This is a genomic window from Roseococcus sp. YIM B11640 (assembly GCF_049727625.1).
Lineage (GTDB): Bacteria > Pseudomonadota > Alphaproteobacteria > Acetobacterales > Acetobacteraceae > Roseococcus.
Window position 1 is genome coordinate 70954 of sequence record NZ_JBBJOZ010000002.1, and the last position, 15612, is coordinate 86565.

Here is a 15612-nt window from a genome sequence, read left to right on the forward strand (position 1 = left end):
CCGGTCCTGCGGGGCCCGGAGGATCGATGGATGGACGGTCGCGGTAGTGTTGCGGAAGACTGCGCGGAGATTGCGGCGGATGGGGGGTACGCGAGTTCCTCATCGATCGAGTTCTCCACCCAGCATCTTCCGGTGGCGCGGCAATTCGACGCGTGGCGCGAGCATTGTGCGCCGGTCATCGAATGCTGGCCTTTGCCGGACCGCCCGCCGGGCTATGCCGTGCGGTTCCGCTTATGGAAGTTCGGGCATTTCGCGTTCAGCACCGTCACCTCTCCGGCCTTCGGCTTTCGTCGCACCGAAGCGCAGATACGGCGGGACTCGCTCGACCATTGGCAGATCAATCTCGTACGGAAGGGCACGACGCGAATCCGGATCGATGGCGCGGATCTGTGGATCCCGGCCGGCGTTCCGCACATTCTCTCCCTCGACCAGAGCTTCGACGGTGAGCGCGGCGATGCGGAATGGCTGTCGCTCTACGTCTCGCGCGATGCCTTCACCCATCTGGCCCCCGCGCTCGACGCCTGCTGGGATACGCCGCTGACCAGCGCGATGGGCGGCGTGCTGGCGAGTTTCATGGACGGGCTTGCCGCGACGCTGCCGGACATGCCCACCGCCGATCTGCCGCGGCTGTCGGAAGCGACGCGCGCCGTGATCGCGGCTTGCATCACGCCCAACCTGCCGAACGAGCCGGGCGAGGCGACCGTCAAGCGCGCGCGGCTCGGACGCATACGGCAGATCATCCGACAGAACCTGCGGTCCACGCGGCTCGGGCCCGACCGGCTCTGCAAGCTCGCCGGCGTGTCGCGCTCGCAGCTCTACCGGCTCTTCGAGCCCTTCGGCGGCGTGGCGCGCTACATCCAGAGCGAGCGCCTTCGGCAAGCGCACCGGGCCATCGCGGATCAGTCCCACGCGCGCGACATCATCCGTGTCGCCGAGGATTTCGGTTTCTTCGACCCCTCGGCCTTCAGCCGCGCCTTCCGCCGCGAGTTCGGCTATGCGCCGAGTCAGCTTCGCGCGGCAGCGCAATGCGGATGGTTCGCCGCGCCCGCGCGCAAGGGCGGCGAGGGCGCGCTGGCGGGAAGCGACTTCGTGAGCACCCTGCGCCGGCTGTGACCGGTTGGGATTCTCGGCACCATGGGGGTACGGCGCGCCTATTGGATCGCGCCCCCCGCAATCCTAGCGTCATGGGACAACCCGGCATGTCCGGGAACGGAGAGGGCATCGAACATGCGTAAACTCGGGACATGGGCGGGCGGCCTGCTGCTGATGGCAGGCGCGATGGGCGCGGCCTCCGCGCAGACGGCGAGTCCGGCGACGGGGCCGCTCAGCACCGCCACGCTCGCGAACCTCTGCGCCGCTGCTCCGGACGGCGAGGGCGCCATGGCCGTGGGCTATTGCCGCGGCTTCATCATCGGCGCCTGGCAGTATCACACCGAGATCACGCGTCCGGGCGGCGCGCCGGCCGTCTTCTGCCTGCCGGACCCGGCGCCCACGCTCGACGCGGCGCAGAGCGCCTTCGTCGCCTGGGTCGCTGCCAATCCAGGTTATGGCAATGACAAGGCCATCGACGGGCTGATGCGCTGGGCCGCCTCCGCCTATCCCTGCCCGACCTCCGCGCCGGCGCGCGGCAGCCGCCGGTGAAAGGTACAGCCATGCGCATCCGTTTCGTGATCCCCACACTGCTGCTCGCCGGCCTCGCCGGCTGCAACGAGCCCATGTATGTCAGCCCGACCACGCAGCGCATCGGCGGCGGTGCCGCCGCCGGCGCGCTCACCGGCCTTGCCATCGGCTCGCTGTCCGGCAATGCCGGGACGGGCGCGCTGATCGGCGCGGGCGTCGGCGGTGCGGGCGGCTTCGCCTGGGACCAGCACCAGCGCAGCCGCCAGCGCGCCTTCAACCAGGGGGTCGCTGCCGGGCGAGCCGGCGCGCCGCCACCGCCGCCCGCGCGGCGCTGACGTTCTCGTGACGCCGCGTCCTCTCGCCCTGGTCCTGGGGCTTTGCGTGGCCGGTCTTTCCTCGGGCGCACACGCGCAAGGGGAGGCCGCGACCGTCGCGGAGCTGCAGCGTCAGGTGGAGGAGATGCGGCGCCAGCTTTCGGGCTTTGACGCCATGCGCCGGCGCCTCGAGGAACTCGAGGCCCGGGTCGCGCGGCAGAGCGCCCGGCCCCCGGCCGTAGCGGCCGCGCCTCCGCCGGAGCGAGCCCCGCGCCGCGCCGTGCAGGCCGATGCCCAGGCCGCGCAGCAAGCGGCGCGCGAGGCTCGTGCCTCGGCCGACGAGGCCGCGGCGATTCAACGCAGCCTGGCCACGGCGCCCGCGCCGCTTCCGCCGGCCGGTGCTTCCTATGCCGAGCGGACGGTCCCTGGGCTACGCGCCAATGAACTCATGGGTAGCCCCTATGAGGATGCGCTGCGCTCCGATCTGCCGGGGATCGCCTTTCGCGTTCCGGGGACCGACACGCAGGTCCGGCTCTACGGCTTTGCCAAGATCTCCGCCTATAACGACTTCGGTGCCCGCAACCAGACGGATGCGCCTTTGCCTGGCGGCATTCCGCTGCGCGGCAGCGATGCCGACCGGCAAGGCGGCGATTTCGGCGCTACCGCGCGCTTCAGCCGCTTCGGCATCGACACGCGCACGCTCACCGGATGGGGTACGCTCGAGACGCGCATCGAAGGCGATTTCGGCGGCGGTGCCGCGACCTCGACCAACGCGGTCTTCCGCCTGCGCCAGGCCTGGGCGGAGCTCGGCTCCGATTCCTTCCGCGTGCTGGCGGGCCAGGCCAACAGCCTGTGGAACGAGGGGCTGTTCGAGACCCTGATCGACGCCACGAACCTCAACCAGTCCTTCATCCGGCAGGCTCAGCTGCGCGTCACGGGCCGGCTCATGCCCGGATTGACGGGCCAGCTCTCGATAGAAGCGCCGGAGACGCAGTACACCTCGGCGCGCGGCGTGTTCCTGCCCGGCAGCGGCCTCGACGGTGGCGCGAGCCCATCCTTCAATTCCATGCCGGATTTCCTGGGCCGCCTGACCTATCGCAAGGATGGGCTGGAGGTCGGTATGCGGGGCCTGCTGCGCCAGATCCAGATCCGTCCCGACGGCACGGCGGCCGTGGCGGTGGCACCGCCGGCCAGCGTGCGCGCGACGGGCTGGGGCTTCGCTGCTCATGGGCGCTTCCCGATGCGCTGGGTCTCGGATTGGTTCGGCGCGGACGAGCTGCTGGGCATGGCCTATTACGGCGAAGGCATCGGCCGCTATTTCCCGGGCAGCACCAATGGGCAGGATGCGCTTTCCAACATCGGCCTGGCGGGCGTGCAGGGCAGCGTGAGCCTCAACCCGATCCCGGCCTGGGGCGTGACGGCAGCCTACCGCCGCTTCTGGCTGCCGCAGCTCCGCAGCAACTTCTCCTATGCCTATTCGCGGCAGGATTTCCCGAGCTATGCGCTTTCCTTCGCGCCAGGCTCCGCGGCCGCGACCTCGCTGAACAGGGGTGTTCACCAGATCTTCGCCAACCTGATCTGGAGCCCCTTCGGGACCGTGCGTGACGGCGGCTTCTCCGCGAGCTGGCTCGACCTCGGATTGGAATTCGTCCACACGCGTAGGGATATCTACGGCGGTGCGGCGGCGGCGGGGACAGGCCAGGTGGGGCACGGCATCGCCAATCGCATCCTCTTCGCGACGATCGCCCGCTTCTGATCGGGGCGCGACAGCGCAGAACCGAGACGCTACAACCGCAGCATGAAGGCAGGACAACAGGCATTCCGGCGCGGGGCTCTGGTGCTCGCCGCGCTCGTTCTCTCCGCCTGCAGCACTGTCGTCCGCCAGCCGGCGCCGCCTGCCGAGCAGACCGAGGCCGTCGCCCCGCTTGGCATCGCCAATGCCCGCTTCTGGCTCGACGCCCGGCCTGACGAGCTGGAGCGCGAGGGCGAGCTTGCGGCCCAGCGCGAGACCGCCCTCCTGCCGCGTGGCGCGAGCCTGCCGCCGGCCGCGATGCTCGCGCTCTCGGGAGGGGCGGATAGCGGGGCCTTCGGCGCGGGGCTGCTGGTGGGATGGACGGCGGCCGGAAGCCGGCCCGAGTTCAACATCGTCACCGGCATTTCGGCCGGCGCGCTGATCGCGCCCTTCGCCTTCCTCGGCCCCGACTACGATCCGCAGCTGCGCGAGGTGTTCACGGGCGTCGCGCCGCGCGACATCCTGCTGCTGCCGCGCCAGGTCTTCGCGGTGTTCTCGCTCTTTGGAGAGGCGCTGGGCGATGCCTCGCCGCTCTACCGCCTCATCATCCGCCACGCCAACGAGGAGATGCTAGCCGCGATCGCGCGCGAGTACCGGAAGGGCCGGCTGCTGCTGATCGGCACCACGAACCTCGACCTGCAACGGCCCGTCTTCTGGAATATCGGCGCCATCGCGGCCAGCGGACATCCCGGCGCGCTCGATCTCTTCCGCCGCATCCTGCTGGCTTCCGCCTCCATTCCCGGCGCGTTCCCGCCGGTGCTCATGCCGGTGGAGCTCAACGGGCAATCGTATCAGGAAATGCATGTCGATGGCGGCGCCGCCACGCAGGTCTTCCTCTACCCGCCCTCGCTGCGCCTGCAGGAGCTGCGGGCGGCACGCGGCTCGCGTCGCCAGCGCGTCGCCTATGTCGTCCGTAACGGGCGGATCGACGTGGAGGGCGAGAGCACGCGGCGGGGCCTGTTCAGCATCGCCCGCCGCGCGGCCGCCACGCTGCTGCATTTCAGCGCGATCGGCGACATCAGCCGCATCTACCTGACCACGCTGCGGGACAATGTGGATTTCCGCCTGGCCTTCATCGGTTCGGATTTCCACGCCGAGCGCAGCGAGCCTTTCGACCAGGCGTTCATGCAGGCGCTCTTCGACTATGGCTACGCCCAGGGGCGGGAAGGGGGGCGCTGGCTCAGCTCCCCGCCGGGGGTCAGCACCGCGACTTTCCCGCGCGGAGGCGCCGCCGCCGTCCGGTGATGGGACGGCAGGCCAACGGGAGGGACGAGCACGGCATCCGTCTACCGTTCCGGCTGATGTAGTCTCGTGTCACGGTATGGCGGCGGGAGCTAACGCGGGTAGACCGCGCCTTCGCTCCTGCAGCATTCGCTGGGGGAAGAGCCATGAGCCGATTGAACGACGTCCTCGCCCATATCGACGCGCAGCAGGATGCCGCGCTCGAGCGGCTCTTCGCGCTGCTGCGGATCAAGTCGATCTCGACGGACCCGGCCTATGCCGCCGAATGCCGGGCCTGCGCCGAATGGCACGCGAAGGACCTCGCCTCCATCGGCTTCCAGGCCGAGGCGCGGGGAACGCCCGGCCATCCCATCGTCGTCGCGCACGACCGCAGCGCGAAGGGCACCTCGGCGCTGTTCTACGGGCATTACGACGTGCAGCCCGTCGATCCGCTGGAACTGTGGGAGCATGATCCGTTCGAGCCGAAGCTGGAGACGCTCGCGGACGGCACGAAGGTGATCCGCGCACGCGGCGCGGCCGACGACAAGGGCCAGCTCATGACCTTCGTCGAGGCCTGCCGGGCCTGGAAGGCCGTGACCGGCAGCCTGCCCATCCCGGTGACGATCCTGCTGGAAGGCGAGGAGGAGTCGGGCGGGCCGAGCCTGCCCGGCTTCCTCGAGGACAATGCCGCCGAGCTGAAGGCCGATATCGGCCTGATCTGCGACACCAACATGTGGGACGCGACCACCCCGGCCATCAACACCATGCTGCGCGGCCTGGTGGGCGAGGAGATCATCATCACCGCCGCCGACCGGGACCTGCATTCCGGCTTCTACGGCATGGCCGCGGCGAACCCGAACTACGTCCTGGCGCGCATCCTGGCCGAGCTGCGCGACGCCGATGGCCGCGTCACGCTGCCCGGCTTCTATGACGGCGTGCCCGAGCTCGATCCCGCGCTCAAGGCGCAGTGGGAGGCGTTGCCCTTCGACCCGAAGGCCTTCCTCGGCGCCGTTGGCCTGTCGGTGCCCGCCGGCGAGAAGGGCCGCTCGGTGCTGGAGATGACGTGGTCGCGGCCGAGCTGCGAAATCAACGGCATGGGCGGCGGCTACCAGGGCGACGGGTTCAAGACCGTCATCCCCTCCAAGGCCTCGGCCAAGATCTCCTTCCGCCTGGTCTTCGACCAGGATCCGCACCAGATCCGCGAGGCCTTCCGCGCCTTCGTCCGCGCCCGCGTGCCGGCCGACTGCAAGGTCGAATTCCTGGAGCACGGCGCCGGGCGCGCCATCCGGTTCCCCATCGATGCCCCCGCCTTCGGCCAGGCGCGCGATGCGCTCTCGGCCGAATGGGGGAAGGAGGCCTTCTTCATCGGCGGCGGCGGGTCGATCCCCGTGACGCATCAGCTCAAGACCTCGCTCGGCATGGACGTGATCCTAGCCGGCTTCGGCCTGGAGGATGACCGCATCCACAGCCCGAACGAGAAGTACAACCTGAACTGCTTCCTGAAGGGCATCCGCTCCTGGGCGCGGATCCTCGACGCGCTGGCGAAGTAGGAGCCCGACCATGAGCGACGCCGCCGCGAAGACCCGCATGCAGAGAATCCTCGACACGGTGGAGCGCGTGGGCAACCGCGTGCCGCACCCGGTGATGATCTTCGTCTACTTGATCGCCATCGTGATCGTGCTCTCGGCCGTCTTCGGGGCGATGGGCGTGCATGTGAACTACCAGGCCTACAACCCGGCCACGGGCGATATCGAGCCAGCCAGCACCCATGCGCGGAGCCTGCTGACGGCCGAGGGCATCCGCTTCATGTTCACGGGCGTCGTCCAGAACTTCATGAACTTCAACGCGGTCGGCGTGATCATCGTCGCCATGGTGGGCGTGGGCGTCGCTGAGGAGGCGGGGCTGGTCAAGGCGCTGATCCGCAAGCTGGTGGTTGTCGCCCCGCGCAAGGCGCTGACCTACATCCTGGTCTTCGTCGGCATCGTCTCCTCCATCGCGGCCGATGCGGGATATCTGGTGCTCATCCCCCTTGCGGCAGCGGCCTTCGTGAGCGTGGGGCGGCACCCGCTGGCCGGCCTGGCGGCGGCCTTCGCGGCCGTGGCCTCGGCCTTCCTGGTGAACGTGCTGATCGTGCCGGTGGATGGCATCCTGACCGAGATCACCAACGACGCGATCCGCCTCATGAACTCCAGCCGCTCCATCGACCTCGCGGCCAATATCTGGTTCTCGATCGTCTCGGTGATCATGCTGACCTTCCTGATCACCTTCATCACCGAGCGCATCATCGAGCCGCGCCTTGGCCAGTATGAGGGCGACTACGCCGTTCCCGGCGAGACGGGCCTTTCGGACGACGAGCATCGCGGCCTCAGCTTCGCCTTCTGGGGCATGATCGCCTCCTTCGCCTTCATCGCGCTGCTGGTGCTGCCGCCGGGCGCGCCGCTGCGCCACCCGGAGACGGGCGCCATCATCGGCAATTCGCCGTTCATGACGAGCCTGATCGTCTCCATCGCGCTGATCTTCCTCGCCTGCGGCGCGGCCTATGGCATAGGCTCGGGCAGCATGAAGGGCGTGAACGACGTCATCGCCGCCATGCAGAAGGCCATCGTGGGCCTGGCGGGGCTGATCCTGCTTCTGCTGGTGATCAGCCAGTTCATCGCCTTCTTCAACTATACCAACATGGCGACGCTTGCGGCCGTCTCGCTCGGCAGCGTCCTGGGGCGGATGAACCTGGACGCGCTGTGGCTGCTGATCGGCTTCGTGTTCGTGGTCTTCCTGCTGGACCTGATCATCACGGCGGCCATCGCCAAATGGGCGATCTTCGCGCCGATCTTCGTGCCGCTGCTCATGCAGCTCGGCGTCGAACCGGAAGCCGTGCTGGCGGCGTACCGCGTCGGCGACAGCCCGATGAACGCGATCACGCCCCTCAACGCCTATTTCGCGATGATCGTGACCTTCGCCATCAAGTACCAGAAGGATGCGGGCGTCGGCACGGTGATCGCGCTGATGCTGCCCTATGTGATCTGGATTTCCTTGATCTGGACGGCACTGCTCGCGGCGTGGCAGGTCATGGGCCTGCCCTGGGGTCTTCACTAGGGGCGCCGCCTTGAATCACGAACTTCTCATCGTCCTGGCGCTGCTCGCCGCCTCGGTGGGCATGTTCATGCTCAACCGTCCGCGAATGGACATCGTCGCGGTCCTCATGATCGTCCTGCTGCCCTTCACCGGGGTCGTGACCATCGGCGAGACGATCGCGGGCTTCGCGGACGCCACCGTCGTGCTGATCGCTGCGCTCTTCGTCATCGGCGAGGGGCTGGTGCGGACCGGCGTCGCCCGCGCGATGGGCGACTGGCTGAATGCGAAGGCGGGCGACAGCGAGACCAAGCTGCTGGTGCTGCTGATGGCCTCTGCCTGCGGGCTGGGCGCCTTCATGAGCTCGACCGCCGTCGTCGCGATCTTCATCCCGGTCGTGCTGCGCATCTGCCAGAACACGGGAACGGCGCCCGCGCGGCTCATGATGCCGCTGAGCGTGGCGGCGCTGGTGAGCGGCATGATGACGCTGGTCGCGACGGCGCCGAACCTCGTGGTCAACGGGGAGCTGATGCGCCATGTGCCGGAGGGCTTCGGGTTCTTTTCCTTCACGCCCTTCGGCCTGCCGGTGCTGGCCATCGCGATCGCGTACATGCTCTTCGCGCGCCGGATGCTGTCGGGGGTGTCGGTTCCCGCGCCCGCCGGGCGGCGGGCGAAGCTGCAGGACTGGATCGAGCAATACGATCTCGCGCGGCGCGCCTACCGGGTGCGGATCATGGTGGGATCGCCCCTCATCGGGAAGAAGCTCGACGAGCTCTTCATGCGCAAGGAGGGCGCGAACCTCCTCGCTATCGAGATCGGCGGCCGCTTCTCGACCGAGGTGATCCGGCCGACGCCCTCGACGGTGCTCCAGGCAGGCCAGATCCTGCTGGTGGACGTCATCCTGCCCGGTGTCCGGATCGACGAGCTGCGCGAAAAGTTCCGGCTCGAGGTCCTGCCTCTGGGGGAGAGCGGCTACATCACCGGCGTCTCGCAGGAGATCGGGATGGCGGAGGTGATCATCCCTCCCGAGTCGGAGCTGATCGGGAGCACGGTGCTGGAAGCGCGGCTGCGCTCCGAATCGGGCCTCACGGTCATTGGCCTCCGGCGGGGCCGCAAGGTGATGGGCGCCGGCCTGGCGGAGGAGAGGCTGAAGCTCGGCGACACGCTGCTCGTCACCGGCTTCTGGTCCGATATCCGGCGCCTGCAGGCGGGTTCGGGCAGCATCGTGCTGCTGAGCCTGCCGGCGGAGCTGGATGAGATCCTGCCCGCTTCCGGACGGGCGTTCTTCGCGGTCGGGGCGCTGGCGGTCACGGTCGTGCTCATGATCAGCGGCGTCGTGGCCAATGTGCACGCGGCGCTGATCGGATGCCTGCTGATGGGCGCCTTCGGCTGCATCGACATGAACTCGGCCTATCGGTCCATCAGCTGGAAGAGCCTCGTCCTGATCGTGGGCATGCTTCCCTTCTCGCTCGCCCTGCAGCGAACGGGCGGGGTGGACCTGGCGGCCGAGGCGGTGACGGCGGTGGCGGGGGAGGCATCGCCCCACGCGGTGATGGCGCTCCTGTTCCTCATCACGATGGTGCTGGGGCTGTTCATCTCGAACACGGCGACAGCGGTGCTGATGGCGCCCGTGGCGCTGGCTGTGGCGCAGGAGATCGGGGCCTCGCCCTACCCCTTTGCCATGATCATCGCCCTGGCAGCCTCGACAGCCTTCATGACGCCGGTGTCATCGCCCGTGAACACGCTGGTGGTGGGGCCGGGCAACTACAGCTTCGGGGATTTCGTGAAGGTCGGCGTGCCGCTCAGCATCATGGTCATGGTGGTGAGCGTCCTGCTGGTGCCGGTCATCCTGCCGTTTCACTGAGCGGGCGCTTGGAGGTCCGAGGCGGAATTGAACCGCCGTAGCAGGTTTTGCAGACCTGTGCCTAACCACTCGGCCATCGGACCATTCGGGGGGTGTATCGGGCGCCGCCGCGCCAAGGTCAAGGCACCTGCTTTCCGCGCTGCGGCACGCGGCCTATAAACCCGGGGACAAGGACGAATAGGTGGTCAGATGCCGCAAGGCCTGGAATTGAGCGCGCCCGCGCCCGCGGAGGATTTTTCCCGCGCCCGCAAGTTCATGGTGGATGGTCAGCTCACCCCGAACGGCATCACGGACCCGCTGCTGCTGGGCGCCATAGCCGAGCTGCCGCGCGAGGACTTCCTGCCCGCCGGACTGGGCGTCCGCGCCTATGCCGATGAGGCGGTGCCGCTGGGCGAGGGGCGCTTCATGCTGGCGCCCATGGTCCTGGCCAAGATGATCCAGATGGCCCTGCCGCAGCCGGGCGACCGCGCGCTGGTCCTGGCTTCGGGCACGGGCTACGGCGCGGCGGTGCTGGCGCGCATGGGCCTCATCGTGGATGCGGTGGAAAGCGATGCGCGGCTTTCGGCCATTGCGGGCTCGGCCCTGGATTTCGACCTCAAGGGCAACCGGCCGCGCCTGATCGCGGGCGGGGCCGCGGCGGGCAATCCCGCCGGGGCGCCCTATCGCCTGATCCTGATCGAGGGGGCGGTCGAGGCGGTTCCCGATGCCCTGACTGCCCAGCTGGGCGAGGGCGGGCGAATCGTGACGGTGCGCCGCGTCGCGGGCGGTCCAGGCCGCATTGTGATGTGGCGCCGCCTGGGGGGCACGGTGAGCGAAATTCAGGGGCCGGACGCGGCGGCCACACCTCTTGCCGATTTCGCTCCGGAGCCGGGCTTCACTTTCTGAGCCGTGGTGCCATTTCGGCGGAAGATGGGTATAAGTACTCGGCAGTGGGGATTGGGGTATGAGGCGGATGCAGCGCGGCATGAGGAAGATTCTCCTGTTGGCCGGGGCGGCTGGGGCCCTGGCGGCGCCGGTTTCCGCCCAGACGATGCAGGAAGCCCTCGCGCAGACCTATAACAACAACCCCACGCTGCTCGCCGCGCGCGCGCAGCTGCGGGCTGTTGACGAAGGCGTGCCCCAGGCCCTTGCCGGCTGGCGCCCCTCGGTCGTGATCGCGGGTTCGGCCGGCGCGGCGGATGCCCGCTCCAGAAGCCTGGCGACCTCCTTCCGGCCGGATGGCAGCTTCTACTTCCGCGACCAGACCTACCCGGTTCCCAATACGATCCGGCAGGAGCGCACGCCCGCTGCCGCCACGATCACCATGACGCAGCCGATCTTCCGCGGCGGCCGCACGACGGCGCAGACCCGGCAGGCCGAGAATGCGGTGCTGGCGCAGCGCGCCCGGCTGCTCGCCGTCGAGCAGCAGGTGCTGGGCGATGCCGTCCAGGCCTATATCGGCGTGATCCAGAACGCCGAGCTGCTGCGCCTGAACATCAACAACGAGCAGGTCCTTGGCCGCCAGCTCGAAGCGACGAACGAACGCTTCCGCGTCGGTGAGATCACTCGGACGGACGTGGCTCAGGCGGAGAGCCGCCTGGCCGGCGCGCGGACGTCGCGGACGCAGGCCGAGGGCACGCTCCAGGTCGCCCGCGCCACCTATCAGCGCGTGATCGGCGACCAGCCGCGCCGCCTGGTGAACCCGCAGCCGTTGGCCGTGCCTGTCCGCAGCGCCGGCGAGGCGCAGCAGGTCGCGATGGCCAACAACCCGAACGTGGTGTCCGCGCTGTTCAGCGCGGCCTCCGCGCGCGACAATGTGGACGTGCAGATCTCGGTCCTGCTGCCGCAGGTTTCCGCGACCGCGCAGGCTTTCCGCCAGGACAACAACCTCGCCCCGCATACGCGCCAGACCGGCGGCCAGGCGACGCTGAACCTCACGGTGCCGATCTATCAGAACGGCGCCGAGCACTCGGCCGTGCGCCAGGCGCGTCAGCAGGCCCAGCAGTCCATCACCCAGGTGGATGAGCAGCGCCGGCTCGTGGCCCAGAACGCCTCGCAGTCCTGGGAGTCGCTGCGCAGCGCCCGGGCGGCGGTCGAGAGTGTCCGCGCCCAGATCCGCGCCGCCGAAATCGCCCTGGACGGCGTGCAGCGCGAGGCGATCGTGGGCAGCCGCACCACGCTGGACGTGCTGAACGCCGAGCAGGAATTGCTCAACGCGCGCACGAGCCTCGTGAACGCGCTCTCGCTGGTCATCACGGGATCCTATGCCCTGGCTGCCTCCATCGGCCGCCTGACGGCGCAGGATCTGGGCCTGCAGGTCGAGATCTACGACATGACCGCCTATTACAATGCCGTCCGCAATCGCTGGGCCGGCATCGGCGACTACTCCACCGCCTCCGTGAGGCGCTGAGGCATGTCGGCGTCCCGGCCGCCGGGGGGCGGCAATGACCCCTCGATGGATGATATCCTGGCGTCCATCCGCAAAATCTTGAACGAGGACGAGCAGGCCGCGGCCCAGACGGTGGTCGCGCCCGTCGCGCCGGTGGCGGAAGCCATCCAGCTCACGCCCGAGATGATGGTCACCCCGGCCGCGCCGGTGGCCGAGGCCGCCCCGCCCCCGGTCGCCGAATCCATGCCCGAGCCGGCGCCGGTCCTGGCCGCCGCCCCCTCGTCCCCCTCGGAGTCGATCCTGATGAGCCTGGAGCCCCAGCAACCCGAGACCCTGGTGGATGCCTCGGCGGCTGCCGCCGCGGCCTCGGCCTTCAGCCAGCTCTCGCGCCTCGCCCAGGACCGCGCCGTGGCCGTGACCCCGCGTGGGCCGAGCCTGGAAGAGGTGATCCGCGAGGAGATCCGCCCCATGCTCAAGGCGTGGCTCGACGCCCACCTTCCTGCGACCGTCGAGCGTCTGGTTCGTGCCGAGATCGAGCGGGTGATGTCCCGCCAGGGTTGACCTGACCCCCGGGGGCCACGGCCCTCGCATGCCCCTTTGGGGCTTGACGTTCCGGGCGCCGCGTTCGACCTCTTCGCGATGCTCGACAAGGCCTTCGACCCCGCCTCCATGGAAGCGCGCCTCTACGCCGCTTCCGAAGCCTCCGGCGCCTTCTCGGCGAATCCGGAGAGCAATGCGCAGCCCTTCACCATCGTCGTCCCGCCGCCGAACGTCACCGGCAGCCTGCACATCGGCCATGCGCTGAACAACACCCTGCAGGACGTGCTGGTGCGCTACCGCCGCATGCAGGGGCGCGACGCGCTCTGGATGCCGGGCACCGACCATGCGGGCATCGCCACCCAGATGGTGGTGGAGCGCCTGCTCGGCAGCCAGGGCAAGACCCGCAAGGAGCTGGGCCGCGAGGCCTTCGTGGACCGCATCTGGGAGTGGAAGGCGGAGAGCGGCGGCACCATCACCCGCCAGCTGCGCCGCCTGGGCGCCTCGCTGGACTGGCCGCGCGAGCGCTTCACCATGGATGCCGGCCTCTCCAAGGCCGTGATCGAGGTCTTCGTGCGGCTGCACAAGGAAGGCCTGATCTACCGCGACACGCGGCTGGTGAACTGGGACCCGGTCTTCCAGACCGCGATCAGCGACCTCGAGGTTGAGAACCGCGAGATGAAGGGCCAGATCTGGACCCTGCGCTATCCGGTGGAGGGCGAGCCCGGCCGCTTCATCGAGGTCGCGACCACGCGCCCCGAGACCATGCTGGGCGATACCGCGGTCGCCGTGCACCCGGAGGACGAGCGCTTCCGCGACCTGGTCGGCAAGCGCGCCATCCTGCCGCTGACGGGCCGCGCCATCCCCGTCGTGGCAGACGAGTACAGCGACCCCGAGAAGGGCACTGGCGCGGTGAAGATCACGCCCGCGCACGACTTCAACGACTACGGCGTGGGCCGCCGGCATGACCTGCCGATGCCCTCCGTGCTCGATGCCGAGGCGCGCGTCTGGCTGGCGGAGATCGAGGCCGACCTGCGCGCCGTCGACGGCGTGGCCGATCCGGACTTCGTGCGCGCCCTCGCGGGCGTGGACCGCTTCGAGGCGCGCAAGCGCATCCTGGCCGAGCTGGAGCGGCTGGAGCTGCTCGTGAAGGCCGACGCGCACACGAACATGGTGCCGCATGGCGACCGCTCGGGCGTGCCGATCGAGCCGCGCATGACGCTGCAGTGGTATTGCGACGCCGCGACCCTGGCCAAGCCCGCCATCGAGGCCGTGGAGACCGGCAAGACCGAATTCGTGCCCAAGCAGTGGGAGAACACCTTCTTCGCCTGGATGCGCGACATCCAGCCCTGGTGCATCTCGCGCCAGCTATGGTGGGGCCATCGGATCCCGGCCTGGTACGCGCCCGACGGCAGCGTCTTCGTCGAGAAGGACGAGGAAGCCGCCCAGGCGGCGGCGCGGGCGAAGTTCGGCGGCGATGTCGCGCTGACGCGCGACGAGGACGTGCTGGACACCTGGTTCAGCAGCGGCCTCTGGCCCTTCTCGACGCTCGGCTGGCCGGAGCAGACGCCCGAGCTCGCCAAGTACTACCCGACCGACGTGCTGGTGACGGGCTTCGACATCATCTTCTTCTGGGTCGCCCGGATGATGATGTTCGGCATCCACATCATGGGCGAGGTCCCCTTCAAGCACGTGGTCATCCACGGCCTCGTGCGGGACGAGAAGGGCGCCAAGATGAGCAAGTCGAAGGGCAATGTCCTCGACCCGCTCGAGCTGGTGGATGCCTATGGCGCGGATGCGGTGCGCTTCACCCTCTGCGCGCTCGCCTCGCCGGGACGCGACATCAAGCTCGCCAAGTCGCGCATGGAGGGTTACCGCGCCTTCGCGACCAAGCTGTGGAACGCCTCGCGCTTTCTGGAGATGAACGGCATCGCCGCCAATCCGGCCTGGAAGCCCGAGAGCGCCCAGGGCGCGCTGGCGCGTTGGATCCTGGACGGCGCGAACACCGCCATCGCCGAGGCGACCGCGGCGCTCGACGCCTTCCGCTTCGATGAATACGCCTCGGTGCTCTACCGCTTCACCTGGAACAGCTTCTGCGACTGGTTCATCGAGTTCGCGAAGCCCGTGCTGAACGGCCCCGACGGCGCCGAGAAGGACGAGGTGAAGGGTGCGGCCCAGCATGTGATCGGCACGATCCTGCGCCTGCTGCAGCCGGTCATGCCCTATATCACCGAGGAGCTCTGGACCCATCTCGGCTTCGGCGGCGAGGCCAGCCTGATCAAGGCCCCCTGGCCGGCCGCGGCCGAGGTGTCCGGCGCGGCCGAGGCCCGCGCCGAGCTCGACGGCGTGGTGCGGCTCATCACGGAGGTCCGCGCCGTGCGGGCCGAGGTGAACGTGCCGCCTTCGATCACGACCAAGCTGCTGGTGCAGGGCGCCTCGCCCGAGACGCTGGCGCGGGCGGACCGCTGGATCGACGCGATCCGTCGCCTGGCCCGCGTGACGGAAATCGAGAAGCTGGATGGCCCGGTGCCGCCGGGCGTCGTGCAGGCGGTGGTCGGCGAGGCCACGCTGCTCCTGCCACTGGGCGACGTGATCGACCTCGGGGCCGAGCGAGCGCGCCTCTCGAAGGAACGCGCGAAGGCCGAGGGCGAGGTGAAGAAGATTTCCGCCAAGCTCGGCAATGCCGACTTCATCGCCAAGGCGAAGGAGGAGGTGATCGACGAGAACCGCGAGCGGCTGGCCGACGCGGAAGCGGAGATCGCCCGCCTCGACGCCGCCATGGCGCGTATCGCGGGTTAACCACTTCCTCAGCACCTGTGGGCCATCC

The 15612-nt window shown here is 69.2% G+C and carries 12 protein-coding genes and 1 tRNA gene; 12 read left to right on the plus strand and 1 reads right to left on the minus strand.

Annotated features, from left to right (window positions below; translation table 11 throughout):
• The first annotated feature begins 30 nt into the window (after nucleotides 1-30).
• The 8 genes from WJM96_RS07780 (at nucleotide 31) to WJM96_RS07815 (ending at nucleotide 9880) form a co-directional block, all read left to right on the plus strand.
• The gene (locus tag WJM96_RS07780) at nucleotides 31-1113 is read left to right on the plus strand and encodes a helix-turn-helix domain-containing protein (RefSeq protein ID WP_424811903.1); all 1083 of its coding nucleotides are present in this window, start codon (nucleotides 31-33) and stop codon (nucleotides 1111-1113) included.
• A 114-nt stretch (nucleotides 1114-1227) separates the two neighbouring features.
• The gene (locus WJM96_RS07785; protein ID WP_424811904.1) at nucleotides 1228-1641 is read left to right on the plus strand and encodes a Rap1a/Tai family immunity protein; all 414 of its coding nucleotides are present in this window, start codon (nucleotides 1228-1230) and stop codon (nucleotides 1639-1641) included.
• Nucleotides 1642-1652: 11 nt separating this feature from the next.
• On the plus strand, nucleotides 1653-1955 hold the full coding sequence (locus WJM96_RS07790; protein WP_424811905.1) for a glycine zipper domain-containing protein: 303 nt from the start codon (nucleotides 1653-1655) through the stop codon (nucleotides 1953-1955).
• A gap of 7 nt (nucleotides 1956-1962) precedes the next feature.
• Entirely contained in the window at nucleotides 1963-3690 is a 1728-nt protein-coding gene (locus WJM96_RS07795) for a DcaP family trimeric outer membrane transporter (RefSeq protein ID WP_424811906.1), read from the plus strand.
• An 81-nt stretch (nucleotides 3691-3771) separates the two neighbouring features.
• A complete protein-coding gene (locus WJM96_RS07800) occupies nucleotides 3772-4971 on the plus strand; it encodes a patatin-like phospholipase family protein (protein WP_424811907.1) in 1200 nt (399 codons plus the stop codon).
• Nucleotides 4972-5114: 143 nt separating this feature from the next.
• Nucleotides 5115-6497, plus strand: a complete 1383-nt coding sequence (locus tag WJM96_RS07805) for a M20/M25/M40 family metallo-hydrolase (protein WP_424811908.1) — start codon at nucleotides 5115-5117, stop codon at nucleotides 6495-6497.
• A 10-nt stretch (nucleotides 6498-6507) separates the two neighbouring features.
• Entirely contained in the window at nucleotides 6508-8040 is a 1533-nt protein-coding gene (locus WJM96_RS07810; protein ID WP_424811909.1) for an AbgT family transporter, read from the plus strand.
• Nucleotides 8041-8050: 10 nt separating this feature from the next.
• Nucleotides 8051-9880, plus strand: a complete 1830-nt coding sequence (locus tag WJM96_RS07815) for an SLC13 family permease (RefSeq protein ID WP_424811910.1) — start codon at nucleotides 8051-8053, stop codon at nucleotides 9878-9880.
• Nucleotides 9881-9889: 9 nt separating this feature from the next.
• Here WJM96_RS07815 and WJM96_RS07820 read toward each other — a convergent pair.
• Nucleotides 9890-9963: transfer RNA gene (locus WJM96_RS07820), tRNA-Cys, on the minus strand.
• 106 nt (nucleotides 9964-10069) lie between these two features.
• On the opposite strand from WJM96_RS07820, the gene WJM96_RS07825 reads away from it, so the two are divergent.
• From WJM96_RS07825 to WJM96_RS07840, 4 genes are all read left to right on the plus strand, one after another.
• Nucleotides 10070-10765, plus strand: coding sequence for a protein-L-isoaspartate O-methyltransferase family protein (locus WJM96_RS07825; protein WP_424811911.1), 696 nt, complete (start codon nucleotides 10070-10072; stop codon nucleotides 10763-10765).
• 79 nt (nucleotides 10766-10844) lie between these two features.
• Nucleotides 10845-12269 carry a TolC family outer membrane protein gene (locus tag WJM96_RS07830; protein WP_424811912.1) on the plus strand — a complete coding sequence of 475 codons (1425 nt, stop codon included), beginning with the start codon at nucleotides 10845-10847 and terminating at the stop codon, nucleotides 12267-12269.
• A gap of 45 nt (nucleotides 12270-12314) precedes the next feature.
• The gene (locus tag WJM96_RS07835) at nucleotides 12315-12809 is read left to right on the plus strand and encodes a DUF2497 domain-containing protein (RefSeq protein WP_424811913.1); all 495 of its coding nucleotides are present in this window, start codon (nucleotides 12315-12317) and stop codon (nucleotides 12807-12809) included.
• Nucleotides 12810-12887: 78 nt separating this feature from the next.
• Nucleotides 12888-15584 carry a valine--tRNA ligase gene (locus tag WJM96_RS07840; RefSeq protein WP_424811914.1) on the plus strand — a complete coding sequence of 899 codons (2697 nt, stop codon included), beginning with the start codon at nucleotides 12888-12890 and terminating at the stop codon, nucleotides 15582-15584.
• Nucleotides 15585-15612 lie beyond the last annotated feature (28 nt).

Coding starts and splice junctions, on each gene's coding strand:
- WJM96_RS07780 (WP_424811903.1), top strand. CDS start 31: ATGGACGGTCGCGGTAGTGTTGCGGAAGACTGCGCGGAGATTGCGGCG.
- WJM96_RS07785 (WP_424811904.1), top strand. CDS start 1,228: ATGCGTAAACTCGGGACATGGGCGGGCGGCCTGCTGCTGATGGCAGGC.
- WJM96_RS07790 (WP_424811905.1), top strand. CDS start 1,653: ATGCGCATCCGTTTCGTGATCCCCACACTGCTGCTCGCCGGCCTCGCC.
- WJM96_RS07805 (WP_424811908.1), top strand. CDS start 5,115: ATGAGCCGATTGAACGACGTCCTCGCCCATATCGACGCGCAGCAGGAT.
- WJM96_RS07810 (WP_424811909.1), top strand. CDS start 6,508: ATGAGCGACGCCGCCGCGAAGACCCGCATGCAGAGAATCCTCGACACG.
- WJM96_RS07825 (WP_424811911.1), top strand. CDS start 10,070: ATGCCGCAAGGCCTGGAATTGAGCGCGCCCGCGCCCGCGGAGGATTTT.
- WJM96_RS07830 (WP_424811912.1), top strand. CDS start 10,845: ATGAGGAAGATTCTCCTGTTGGCCGGGGCGGCTGGGGCCCTGGCGGCG.
- WJM96_RS07835 (WP_424811913.1), top strand. CDS start 12,315: ATGGATGATATCCTGGCGTCCATCCGCAAAATCTTGAACGAGGACGAG.
- WJM96_RS07840 (WP_424811914.1), top strand. CDS start 12,888: ATGCTCGACAAGGCCTTCGACCCCGCCTCCATGGAAGCGCGCCTCTAC.